The following is an 11673-nucleotide window of genomic DNA, read 5'->3' as shown; positions in this document are numbered from 1 at the left end:
GCGAGCTATGCCCCTCCGATTGTGATCGCCCGGAGTGCCACATGTCCCGGATTCCTCACAGGTTTCCGGGCTGGTTTGGCACGGCGGTGGGATTGTGGCCCGTCGGGAGCAGCTGGTCCCGGCTCGGGTGAGACGGCCGCGGCTTCGCGCAAGGCAATCGGCGGAGCCCGTTGCGCCGCGCGGACCAGCAAGTTTGAACGCTTTCCTGGGACAAGGGCGGGTATTGATGAGGGGAGGACTTAGCGAGCAGCGCCGGTTCCGGTGGTGACCTGCGCCGGGGTCCACAGCCGGTCGGCGGAATTCCCCGGCGAACGTCACTGCGGGGCGGTGATCTCGGGCTCGTGTCGGATCGGGAAGTTGACCGAATTGGCGATGAAGCACATGCTGTGCGCCTGCTCGTGCAGCTTCTCGGCCATCGGCAGCATCGCCGCGTCGGCGATCGTCACCTGTGGGCGGAGTACGACCTCGGTGAAGTGCCCACCCGTGTCGGGGTCTTCAACCATGTCTCCGCGCGCGTCGTCCTGGTAGGCGGTGACGACGACGCCCGAGGTGCTGCACAGCGCGAGGTACCACAGCATGTGGCACTCGGACAAAGCCGTGACCAAGAGGTCTTCCGGCTTGTGGAGTTCGGGATCGCCGCGGAAAGTGGGATCGGCCGACCCCTTCAGCGGCGGCTTGCCGTCGATGTCCACGACGTGTGCGCGGCTGAAGCCGCGGTACGAAGCGGTGCCGTCGCAGGTGTTGCCGGTCCAGGTGACTGCCGCTCGATAGGAATGCGTTAGCGGCATACCCGTTGTATACCGCAGTACGGCTTGTGGAAGAACCGGATTCGTGCAATCGGACGAGTGGTCGAGGGCATCCGGATGGGAGGTTACCGACTCGACTACCGTCGTTGGCGTGGGTCGACTAATCGTCATCGAGGGTCTGGACGGCGCTGGCAAGCGCACGCTCGCCAACGGGATCGCGGCGGAGCTGACCGCTCGCGGCCGCTCCGTGGCCCGCTCGGCTTTTCCGCGCTACGCGGACGACGTCCACGCCGAGCTCTTCGCCGAGGCGCTCCGCGGTCGCCACGGCGACCTCGGCGACTCCGTCCACGGCATGGCCATCCTCAACGCGCTCGACCGCCGCGCCGCGGCGGACTCACTGCGCGCGGACCTCCGCGCGCACGACGTCGTCCTCCTCGACCGTTACGTCGCCTCGAACGCCGCCTACGGCGCCGCTCGGCTCCACCAGGACGGCCACGGCGACTTCGTCGCCTGGGTCCACGAGCTGGAGGTGACGCGCTTCGCGCTGCCGAAACCGGATCTGCAGATCCTGCTGCAGGTGCCGTCGGAGGTGGCGGCCGCCCGCGCCGAGCACCGGGAACGGACCGAAGTGGACCGCCAGCGCGATGCCTTCGAGTCGGATGCGTCGTTGCAGCAGCGTTGCGGCAAGGTTTACGAGCAGTTCGCGGCGGAGAACTGGTGGTCGCCGTGGGTCGTGGTAGACGGTGTGAACCACGTGGACTTCGCAGCTCTCGTCGACGAGCACGTCCTGGCGTGGTGAGCGGCAGGCGGTCCCGCGTGGAACAGTCCTAAGTGCACATTCGCCCGAACATGCAGGCTCACGTCGAGTTCTCGTTGCTACGCGGCGTGATTCGGGCGACACCCGCGGTGGAGTTCTGGAGGTGTGCAAAACCACTGGTGTAAGTACTCCATTCGGCGGTATCGGTCGGGTCGAATCGGTCGCTGTGTCGCGACCTGCGACGACGATCAGCGGGTGGATGCACGGCGGCGGGGTGACAAGTGCAACCATGTTGGCCATGAAGGCACGCGTGCTCGTGGTGGATGACGATCCGGCCCTGGCCGAAATGCTGACCATCGTGCTCCGGGGCGAGGGGTTCGAGACCGCCGTCGTCAGCGATGGCACCAAGGCGTTGCCTGCCTTGCGGGAGCTCAAGCCGGACGTTGTCCTGCTGGACCTGATGCTGCCGGGGATGAACGGCATCGACGTCTGCAAGGCCATCCGCACCGAGTCCGTCGTGCCGATCGTGATGTTGACCGCGAAGAGCGACACAGTCGACGTGGTGCTGGGCCTGGAGTCCGGCGCCGACGACTACGTGGTCAAGCCGTTCAAGCCGAAGGAGCTGGTCGCCCGGCTGCGGGCCCGGCTGCGCCGGACCGATGCGGAGCCGGCCGAGGTGCTGTCCATCGGCGACGTGACCATCGACGTGCCCGGCCACGAGGTGACTCGCGACGGCCAGCCGATCGCGCTGACCCCGCTGGAGTTCGACCTGCTGGTGGCGCTGGCCCGCAAGCCGCGCCAGGTGTTCACCCGCGAGGTCCTGCTGGAGCAGGTGTGGGGTTACCGGCATGCCGCCGACACCCGATTGGTCAACGTCCACGTCCAGCGCCTGCGGTCCAAGGTGGAGCGCGACCCGGAGCGCCCCGAGGTGGTGCTCACGGTCCGTGGCGTCGGTTACAAGGCCGGCCCCCCGTGATGTCGTGATCGAGAGTCGGGGCGCCTGCTCGCGAGTAGGCGCCCCGACTCTTCCAAGCGCAGTTCCGTGGTGGTGTCGCAGCCCCGGAGACCGCACCGTGACCGGCCCGCCCCTGGAGGACGAGGTGGTGCGAGATGCGTGTGGTGGAAGAAGCGGCTTGGGCGGGGCAGACCTCCCACCGAGCGCAGTGGTCGCGCGACCGGTTGCGCGCACCGGTGTAGGTCGTCGGTCGAGCCTTTGACAAAGTTGCTAGCCGGGTCGTAGTCGCGGAGGGCCCGGGGGACGGTTGCCGTGAGCGTATGGACGCGTCGAGGCCGCTTGGTTCAGCGGCTGATCAGCCGTGTCCGTGAAGAGGTCCGCACCCGGTGGCGCCGCTTCGAGGCGCTGTGGCGGCGCTCGATGCAGTTGCGCGTCGTGGTCAGCACCCTCGCCCTGTCGATGGCCGTGGTCTTCGTGCTGGGCATGGTGCTGCAGTGGCAGATCACCTCGCAGCTGTTGACCGCCAAGGAGACCGCCGCGATCTCGCAGGTCGAGGTCAGCCAGCCGATCCTGGAGCGCGAACTGACCGCGGTCGACCCGAACGCGGACAACGTCGCCGAACAGTTGCAGGCCGCGCTGAACCGGCTGACGACGACGTCCTCCGGGCAGTCCACGACCGACACGGTGGCCGGGGCGTTCGAGCCGGTGCTGGTCGACGGTCGCGCGCCGGGTGACCGGCGGCTGCAACCGGCGGCGGGCCCGATCTCCTACGTGCCGGACGACCTGCGCCAGTTCGTCGAGCGCGGCCAGCTGACCACCAAGATCACCACGGTGACTAACGAGACCGGCCCCGTCACGATGCTGGCGGTGGGCACCCCGGTGAGCACCGCGACCCGGCCGCTGCAGGTCTACCTGCTGTTCCCGCTGACCGCCGAGCAGAACACCCTCCGGGTCGTGCAGCAAACCCTGCTGCTCGGCGCGCTCGTGCTGCTGGTGCTGCTGGGTGCCATCACGAACCTGGTGACCCGCCAGGTAGTGCGCCCGGTGCGGCAGGCCGCGCAGATCGCCGAGCAGCTCGCCGAGGGCGATCTGGACAAGCGGATGCGGGTGATCGGCGAGGACGACGTGGCCCGGCTGGCAGAGTCGTTCAACGAAATGGCCGACAGCCTCAAGCACCAGATCACGAAGCTTGAGGAGTTCAGCCAGCTGCAGCGCCGGTTCACCTCGGACGTCTCCCATGAGCTGCGCACCCCGCTCACCACGGTGCGGATGGCCGCTGACGTGCTGCACGCCTCCCGGGAGCAGTTCCCGCCCGGTTTGTCCCGCTCGACCGAGCTGCTGGTGGATGAGCTCGACCGGTTCGAGTCGCTGCTGGCCGACTTGCTGGAGATCTCCCGGCTGGACGCCGGCGTCGCCGACCTGGCCGCCGAGCCGCTGGACCTAACCGAGCTGGCGGAGCGCTCGGTGGAGTCGTTGCGCGCGATCGCCGACACCAGTGGTGTGGCGCTGCGGGTGATCGCGCCGTCCGCCGCAGGCGCCGATCTCACCATCGTCGCCGACGCCCGCCGGGTGGAGCGGATCATGCGGAACCTGGTGGCCAACGCAATCGACCACGCCGAAGGCGGACCGGTGGAGATCCGCTTCGGCGGGAACGAGCATGCCGTCGCGGTGACCGTCCGGGACTACGGCGTCGGGCTGCGCTCGGGCGAGGCCGAGCTGGTGTTCACCCGGTTCTGGCGGGCGGACCCGTCCCGGAACAGGCGCACCGGCGGCACCGGCCTCGGGCTGTCGATCAGCCAGGAAGACGCCCGGTTGCACGGCGGCACGCTGGACGCGTGGGGCGAGCCCGGCGAGGGCTCCTGCTTTCGGCTCACCCTGCCCCGACGGCCGGGGGACTCGTTCGACGAAAGGCCGCTGCAACTGCCCGGCATCCGCCGGATCGCGGCGCCGGAGGCGCTGCTCGCAGCCGGCGTCGGTCCGCCGCAGGACGGCGAGGCAGGGGAGGCCGGTGAGCGGGAGGTCCGCGACCTCGGACCGGCACGGCTGTCCGAGGAGACCTGGGAGGACAAGTGAGGGACGTGCGTCTCGTCCGCCGGGTGGCGGTGCTGTTGGCCCTGCTGCTGTCGGTGTCGGCGTGCGCATCGATCCCGGAGAGCTCGGATCCGAAGGCGGTCCGGGCGGTCGACGAGAGCAACGCGACCGCGCCGGTGCCCCAGCCGCCCAGCGGAACCGACCCGCTCGCCCTGGTCCGCAGCTTCGTCAACTCGTCCGCCGTCCCGGAGAGCAACCACGAGTCGGCGCGGCTGCACCTCACCCCGCCGGCCGGCCGGGCCTGGGCCCCGCCGCCGGGCCTGCTGATCGTGGACAACGTCGACACGATCCCGGCGCAGCCAGCCGTGCCGTTGCCCGACGGTGCGCAGCTGGTCGGCCTGCAGGCCGACAAGGTGGGGCGGCTTCTGCCGGACTCGTCCTTCGTGCCCGAGACCGGTGAGTACCAGACGCAGGTGCGCGTGGAGCGGCAGCCGAACGGCGAGTGGCGCATCGCGACGCCGCCACCCGAATTCGTCACCAGCCGGAGCTCGTTCAACGTCGTGTACCGGGCGGTCCCGATCTACTTCATGGACCACGACTCGACCGGCGTCGTCCCGGATTTGCGGTACGTGGTGTCGCAGCCGGCGAGCACGCTACCCAGGCGGGTCGTCGACCTGCTGACCAGCGGGCCGTCCGAAGGTCTGCAGTCGGCGATGCACACGGCCATCCCCGCCGGGGTGCATCCGAAGACCAACCCCACCGAAACCAGGGACGGTGCCCTGGAGGTCAACCTCAGCGATCTCGGCACTTTGCCGCGTGAAAACCGTCGGCTGATCGCGGCCCAGGTCGTGTTCACCCTGCAAAGCGTCAGCAACGCACGCGTGCGGCTGAAGGTGGAGGGCTCGTCGCTGCTCTCGGACGGAAAGGACCTGTGGCCCACCGACCTCGAGTCCTACGAGACCAACAACATCCCGCGCCAGGACTTGCCCGGGTTGGCCGTGGTCGACGAGCGGCTGGTGGTCCTGAACGAGAACGCTCCGCCGATCCCGGGCCCGGCCGGTTCGGGCGAGTACGACGTGCTCCGGGCCGGGCAGTCGCCCGACGGCGCACAACTCGCGGCTGTCACCCGACGCCCCGGCGGCGTCGGTGTCGAGCTGCGGGTTGGCCGCTATGGCGCGCACCTGCCCGAACTCCCGACGACCGGTGCCGACATGAGCAAACCAACCTGGCGCGGGAAATCCGAGGTGTGGACCGTTGTGGACGGTCGCGACGTGGTCCGCGCGCTGGACAGCGGCAACAGCTGGGTGCCGCGTCAAGTGGATGCCGGGGCGCTCTCCGGTCGCGGGCCGATCAACGATCTGCGGCTGTCCCGCGACGGCACCCGGGTCGCGGCGGTGGTCAACGGGCGGCTCGTGGTGGCCGGGGTGTCCGATCAGGACGATCGGGTGGTGTTGCAGCGGCCGATCGAGCTGCCGTCCCCGGAGGCAGTGCGGATCACCGGCGTCGAGTGGCTGCAGAACGACTCGCTGGTGGCGGTCACCGACAGCAACACCACGCCGGTTTTCGAGGTGTCGGTCGACGGGTTCCGCTGGGCCCCGTTCACCGCGGCGAACCTCGGCCAGCCGTTGAAAGCGGTGACGGTCGCCAGCGGTGGCCGGGTGGTCGTCGGCGACCGCAGCGGGATCTGGGAGTCCCGGGACACCGACGACGTCTGGTCCCTGCTTCCGGTCCCGATCCGCGGTGGCTCCATCCCGTTCTTCCCCGGTTGATCGGACCCGACACGCGTCGGTGAGTCGGGCGAGCGATCTGCGGCACGATCTGCCGATGCGTGTTCCTTGGCTCGGCGCCGGGCTTTCCGGGCTGGTCGATCTGATGCTGCCGCTGCGCTGCGCGGGCTGCGACGTGACGGGCACGGCCTGGTGCCGGGATTGCTCGCGCGAGCTGGGCGGGCTCCGCCGCGTCGAACGACCGCTGCTCGAACCGGGTCCACCCGCGTACGCGCTCGGCAGGTACCGGGGCGCGGCCCGCCGTGCGGTGCTCGCGTACAAGGAGTCCGGTCGCCGCCACCTAGCCGAGCCGCTGGCCCGGCACCTCGCGGTCGGGCTGTGCGCGATCGCTGTGGAGCACCGGCTCGACCAGGCGTGGTGCCTGGTGCCGGCGCCGTCGAGGGCGATCGCATCCCGCCGCCGGGGTGGCGCGCACATGTCCCGCATCGCGCACCGGGCGGCGGCCGCGCTGACCGCCTCCGGTCGACCCTCGGTCGTCGCGGATTGCCTGATCACCGCACGTGCGGCGGCGGACTCGGCTGGTCTGGATGCGGCCGAACGAGTGCGAAACCTGTCCGGCCGAGTGCTCGGCCGGACAGGTCGAATTCCACCGCCGACGGCGCAAGTGGCCCTGATCGACGACGTCATCACCACCGCGGCGACAGCCGCGAGCTGCGTGGCGGTGCTCGGAACCGCAGGTGTCGAAGTCGCTGTGGTGCTCAGCCTGACCGCGACGGCGGGCTGAAGCATTCGGGTGGATTGCGGTTGCCCGAACGGCCTCGGGAACTTCACCTGCCGTCCATACGTTTTCCCGTTGTGAGCAGGCGCAATTCGGCCCTTCGGCAACCCCGGCGTGGAGCTACTATGCGTAGCCTCCGAACGGGTGAAAATTGGGTCCGATGGAGCTCCGTGGATGCGGGTGGATCACCCCCGTGCCTGCTTCGAACGGTGGCATCAATCACTCTCGGTGGCCGCTTGACTTCGCCCGACAAGGGGGGTGTCACAAATCGGTAAACCGAGCTAACGTGCCACTCAATCCAGCCAACCGAGGCGGAGGGAAGGAGCGAAAGTCCATGTCCCTGGCGCCGGAAGTGAGCTGATCGCCTTCTGCGGCGCCCGCCGTGCACACCTCGCCTACGGCACGCAAGGAACGGAGGTCGTGAATGGACATCGTCGTCAAGGGTCGCAACGTCGAGGTTCCCGAGCACTACCGGGAGCACGTCAATGCGAAGCTGACCCGGCTTGAGCGGTACAACAAGAAGGCCATTCGGGCTGATGTGGAACTGTTCCACGAACGGAACCCCCGCCAGGCCAAGAACTGCCAGCGAGTCGAGATCACGCTGATGGGCAAGGGCACGCCCGTTCGTGCCGAGGCCTGCGCCGGCGATTTCTACGCCGCACTCGACGCCGCGACGACCAAGCTGGAGAGCAGGCTCCGGCGCATGCATGACCGTAGAAAGGTGCACTACGGACAGCACAACCCGACTTCTGTGGCAGAGGCGACCGCAGCGATGGCGGACCGGCCCGTGGTGATGGGCCAGGGCGCCGCCGCGGCCGAAGGCCGGACCGCGCTGCTGGAAGCGCCCCGGGAGGTGGACGAGTACGCCGCCGAGGTACCGGAACAGCGGATGGCCGCAGAAAACGGATACGAACCCGGTCGGGTCGTCCGAGAGAAGGAACACCCGGCCAAACCGATGACCGTCGACCAGGCCCTCTACGAGATGGAACTGGTCGGACACGACTTCTACCTCTTCTCCGACGCCGACAGCGGTAGGCCGAGCGTGGTCTACCGGAGGAAGGGATTCGACTACGGAGTGATCAGGTTGGCGGACGCCCTGTAGGGCGAGTCTGTGCCAACGCCGACCCGAACGGCTGTCCCCCGCGTACCGTGGTTCGCGGGGGACAGCTGCGTGTGGGGTCCGCCGGGCCGCACCGTATCGCGGGTTCCCACGACCAGCTCTAATACGATGGCCACAAAGCGTCCGTGACGGACGCGTCACGATCAGCTAGTGAGGTCGACCGGATGGTCCTGTCCCGACTGCTCCGCGCCGGCGAGGGCAAGATGCTCAAGCGTCTGCGCAACATCGCGGCGCACATCAACGAGCTTGAAAAGGACGTCGTCGCACTGTCCGACGCCGAGCTGCGGGGCAAGACCGACGAGTTCAAACGCCGACACGCCGAAGGTGAAGTCCTCGACGAACTGCTGCCCGAAGCCTTCGCGGTGGCTCGGGAGGGCGCCAAGCGCACTCTGGGCCAGCGCCACTTCGACGTGCAGCTGATGGGCGGTGCGTCCCTGCACCTCGGCAACATCGCCGAGATGAAGACCGGTGAGGGCAAGACCCTGACCTGCGTGCTGCCCGCCTACCTCAACGCGATCACCGGCAAGGGTGTGCACGTCGTAACGACCAACGACTACCTGGCACGCCGCGACGCCGAGTGGATGGGCCGCGTGCACCGCTTCCTCGGCCTGGAAGTCGGCGCGATCCTGGCCGACATGACGCCCGAGCAGCGGCGCAAGGCGTACGCGGCGGACATCACTTACGGCACGAACAACGAGTTCGGCTTCGACTACCTGCGCGACAACATGGCCTGGAGCCTGGCCGACTGCGTGCAGCGCGGGCACAACTTCGCCGTCGTCGACGAGGTCGATTCCATCCTGATCGACGAGGCCCGGACGCCGCTGATCATCTCCGGTCCCGCCGACCAGTCCTCGCGCTGGTACCAGGAGTTCGCCCGGCTCGCCCCGATGCTCAAGCGCGACCAGCACTACGAGGTGGACGAGCGCAAGCGCACCGTCGGCGTCACCGAAGACGGCGTCACCCTCATCGAGGACCAGCTCGGCATCGAGAACCTCTACGAGGCGGCCAACACCCCGCTGGTCGGCTACCTCAACAACGCGCTGAAGGCCAAGGAACTTTACAAGCGCGACAAGGACTACATCGTCCGCGACGGCGAGGTGCTGATCGTTGACGAGTTCACCGGCCGCATCCTGGCCGGGCGCCGCTACAACGAGGGCATGCACCAGGCGATCGAGGCCAAGGAAGGCGTCGAGATCAAGGCCGAGAACCAGACTCTGGCCACGATCACGCTGCAGAACTACTTCCGCCTCTACGACAAGCTGGCCGGCATGACCGGTACGGCCGAGACCGAGGCAGCCGAGTTCCACACCACCTACAAGCTCGGTGTGGTGCCGATCCCGACCAACAAGCCAATGGCCCGCGCCGACCAGCCCGACCTGGTCTACAAGACCGAGCCGGCGAAGTTCGAGGCGGTCGCCGAGGACATCGAGGAGCGGCACCAGGCGGGCCAGCCGGTCCTGGTGGGCACCACCAGCGTGGAGCGCTCCGAGTACCTGTCGAAGCTGCTCACGCAAAAGGGCATCCCGCACAACGTGCTGAACGCGAAGAACCACGCGCGGGAAGCCGCGATCATCGCCGAAGCGGGTCGCAAGGGCGCGGTCACGGTCGCCACCAACATGGCCGGTCGCGGTACCGACATCGTGCTCGGCGGCAACATCGACCACCTCGCCGACGCCGAACTGCGCAGCCGCGGCCTCGACCCGGTGGAGAACCGCGAGCAGTACGAAGCCGAATGGCCTGCGGTGGTCGAGAAGATCACCGCGCAGGCCAAGGCCGAGGGCGAGGAGATCCGCGAGGTCGGCGGCCTCTACGTGCTGGGTACCGAGCGGCACGAGTCGCGGCGCATCGACAACCAGCTGCGCGGCCGTTCCGGCCGGCAGGGCGACCCCGGCGAGTCTCGGTTCTACCTGTCGCTGGGCGACGAGCTGATGCGGCGCTTCAACGCCGCGATGGTCGAGACCGTGATGACCCGGCTCAAGGTGCCCGACGACGTGCCGATCGAGCACAAGATGGTCAGCCGCGCCATCCGCAGCGCGCAGACCCAGGTCGAGCAGCAGAACATGGAGATCCGCAAGAACGTCCTCAAGTACGACGAGGTCATGAACCAGCAGCGGACCGTCATCTACGACGAGCGGCACCGTGTGCTGGCCGGTGAGGACCTGCACGAGCAGGTCATGCACATGCTCACCGACGTGGTGATCGCCTACGTCGACGCGGAGACCGCCGAGGGCTACGCCGAGGACTGGGACTTCGAGAAGCTCTGGACCGCGCTGAAGGCCCTCTACCCGGTGTCGATCAGCTGGGAAGCGCTCGTCGAGGACGAGGAGGACCTGTCCAAGGAGCGCCTGCTGGAACTCGTCATGGAGGACGCGCGCGACGCGTACGCGAAGCGCGAGTCCGAGGTCGACGGCAAGGTCGGGCCGGGCGCGATGCGCGAGCTCGAGCGCCGGGTGGTGCTCAGCGTCCTGGACCGCAAGTGGCGCGAACACCTCTACGAGATGGACTACCTCAAGGAGGGCATCGGGCTGCGGGCGATGGCGCAGCGGGATCCATTGATCGAGTACCGCCGCGAGGGCTTCGACATGTTCGGGGCGATGCTGGAGGCGCTCAAGGAGGAGTCCGTCGGATTCCTGTTCAACGTCCAGGTCGAGGCCGCCGAGCCGCAGCCCGCGCCGGAGGCCCCGACGGTGCCGGTGTCGGTCAGCCAGGTCGGCAGCGGCACTCCGGACGTGCCGCAGGCCCCGCAGCCAACGCAACAGGCCCCGCAACCGGCCCCGCAGCAGGCCGCGCAACCGCGGGCCAAGCGGGCCCGGCCCGCGTCCGCCGGCCCCGCGTTGAGCCAGCTCGGGCCGGCAGGTGACGGCGAGCAGGTCCCGTCCGCGCTGCGCGGCAAGGGCCTCGGTTCGCCGCAGCAGCAGAGCCTGAGCTACTCCGGGCCGAACGAGACCGGCGGCGTGGAGACCAGCAGCGAGGCGGACCAGGGCCCGGAGGCGCGCGGCGGCACTCGTCGTGAGCGCCGGGCGGCCGCCCGAGCCGACGCGAAGAAGCAGAAGAAGCGCTGATCAAACCAGGGACAACAGGGTGCAAACCCAGTGCCCGTCGTCCTGTTCGACGCGCATGACCAGGGCCCGGACCCGGTAGCGCGTTCCGACGATCATGCAGGCCTCCACCGCGAACCCGGTGACCAGGCAGGCGTGAACGGAACGCAGCCGGTAGTCCGGGCCTTGTGCCGCGTGCAGCCGGGTCGCCAGCAGCAGCCCGGCCACTTCCCGCGAGACGTGCTCGCGCACCTCGTGCATGGCTCGGCGCCCCGACAGCACTTCGAAGACCTGCTCGCCGATGAACTCGGCGACGGCGAAAGCACTGCTACCGGCCACCGTCTTGGCCAGCGGCGTCTCGATCGTCAACACTGCGGTCATGGCACCTCCGGGCGTTCGGGCGGACTGCCCCCGCTTAACTGAGGAACTTGCGCTGCGGATCCGGTCACCTTCGGCCCCGGAACACTTCGATCGTGTGAGAGCGTGCGGCCGTGGATCTCAAGGGGCTGCTGCTGGACTAC

At 68.8% G+C, this 11673-nt stretch carries 10 protein-coding genes (1 of these 10 only partly in view); 8 read left to right on the top strand and 2 right to left on the bottom strand.

Features of this window, described 5'->3' with window-relative positions; all coding sequences use genetic code 11:
• Positions 1-314: 314 nt before the first annotated feature.
• A complete protein-coding gene (locus SSPN_RS0138670) occupies positions 315-788 on the bottom strand; it encodes an OsmC family protein (RefSeq protein WP_010315578.1) in 474 nt (157 codons plus the stop codon).
• A 109-nt stretch (positions 789-897) separates the two neighbouring features.
• Here SSPN_RS0138670 and SSPN_RS0138665 point away from each other — a divergent pair, with 109 nt between their 5' ends.
• The 7 genes from SSPN_RS0138665 to secA all read left to right on the top strand — a co-directional run bounded on the left by SSPN_RS0138665 (position 898) and on the right by secA (position 11176).
• The gene (locus SSPN_RS0138665) at positions 898-1545 is read left to right on the top strand and encodes a dTMP kinase (protein WP_010315576.1); all 648 of its coding nucleotides are present in this window, start codon (positions 898-900) and stop codon (positions 1543-1545) included.
• A gap of 256 nt (positions 1546-1801) precedes the next feature.
• Positions 1802-2479, top strand: a complete 678-nt coding sequence (gene mtrA / locus SSPN_RS0138660; RefSeq protein WP_010315574.1) for an MtrAB system response regulator MtrA — start codon at positions 1802-1804, stop codon at positions 2477-2479.
• Between the two features lie 291 nt (positions 2480-2770).
• Positions 2771-4531, top strand: a complete 1761-nt coding sequence (mtrB, locus tag SSPN_RS0138655; RefSeq protein ID WP_029536152.1) for an MtrAB system histidine kinase MtrB — start codon at positions 2771-2773, stop codon at positions 4529-4531.
• Positions 4528-6258: an LpqB family beta-propeller domain-containing protein gene (locus SSPN_RS0138650; protein ID WP_010315571.1), complete on the top strand. Its 1731-nt coding sequence runs from the start codon at positions 4528-4530 to the stop codon at positions 6256-6258. Before mtrB ends, SSPN_RS0138650 begins: the two co-directional genes overlap by 4 nt.
• A gap of 55 nt (positions 6259-6313) precedes the next feature.
• Positions 6314-7000 carry a ComF family protein gene (locus tag SSPN_RS0138645; RefSeq protein ID WP_010315569.1) on the top strand — a complete coding sequence of 229 codons (687 nt, stop codon included), beginning with the start codon at positions 6314-6316 and terminating at the stop codon, positions 6998-7000.
• A gap of 418 nt (positions 7001-7418) precedes the next feature.
• Entirely contained in the window at positions 7419-8096 is a 678-nt protein-coding gene (gene hpf / locus SSPN_RS0138640; RefSeq protein WP_010315567.1) for a ribosome hibernation-promoting factor, HPF/YfiA family, read from the top strand.
• Positions 8097-8278: 182 nt separating this feature from the next.
• Positions 8279-11176, top strand: a complete 2898-nt coding sequence (gene secA, locus SSPN_RS0138635) for a preprotein translocase subunit SecA (protein ID WP_010315564.1) — start codon at positions 8279-8281, stop codon at positions 11174-11176.
• Here secA and SSPN_RS0138630 read toward each other — a convergent pair whose 3' ends face one another.
• Entirely contained in the window at positions 11177-11533 is a 357-nt protein-coding gene (locus tag SSPN_RS0138630; RefSeq protein ID WP_010315563.1) for an Rv3235 family protein, read from the bottom strand. It lies immediately after the preceding gene.
• Between the two features lie 110 nt (positions 11534-11643).
• Between SSPN_RS0138630 and SSPN_RS0138625 the strand changes: the two genes are divergently transcribed.
• Positions 11644-11673: the beginning of an HAD-IA family hydrolase gene (locus SSPN_RS0138625; RefSeq protein WP_010315561.1), read on the top strand. 378 nt of this gene lie beyond the right edge of the window; the window shows 30 of its 408 coding nt (coding positions 1-30); its start codon is at positions 11644-11646; its stop codon lies beyond the right edge, outside the window.

It is taken from the genome of Saccharopolyspora spinosa NRRL 18395 (assembly GCF_000194155.1).
In the GTDB taxonomy this organism is placed as follows: domain Bacteria; phylum Actinomycetota; class Actinomycetes; order Mycobacteriales; family Pseudonocardiaceae; genus Saccharopolyspora; species Saccharopolyspora spinosa.
This window is presented reverse-complemented; position numbering and strand designations above follow the sequence as displayed.

What these genes read in the sequence shown, in the direction of transcription:
- SSPN_RS0138630 (WP_010315563.1), bottom strand. Translation starts at nt 11,533, where the DNA reads ATGACCGCAGTGTTGACGATCGAGACGCCGCTGGCCAAGACGGTGGCC.
- SSPN_RS0138645 (WP_010315569.1), top strand. Translation starts at nt 6,314, where the DNA reads ATGCGTGTTCCTTGGCTCGGCGCCGGGCTTTCCGGGCTGGTCGATCTG.
- SSPN_RS0138670 (WP_010315578.1), bottom strand. Translation starts at nt 788, where the DNA reads ATGCCGCTAACGCATTCCTATCGAGCGGCAGTCACCTGGACCGGCAAC.
- secA (WP_010315564.1), top strand. Translation starts at nt 8,279, where the DNA reads ATGGTCCTGTCCCGACTGCTCCGCGCCGGCGAGGGCAAGATGCTCAAG.
- hpf (WP_010315567.1), top strand. Translation starts at nt 7,419, where the DNA reads ATGGACATCGTCGTCAAGGGTCGCAACGTCGAGGTTCCCGAGCACTAC.
- mtrA (WP_010315574.1), top strand. Translation starts at nt 1,802, where the DNA reads ATGAAGGCACGCGTGCTCGTGGTGGATGACGATCCGGCCCTGGCCGAA.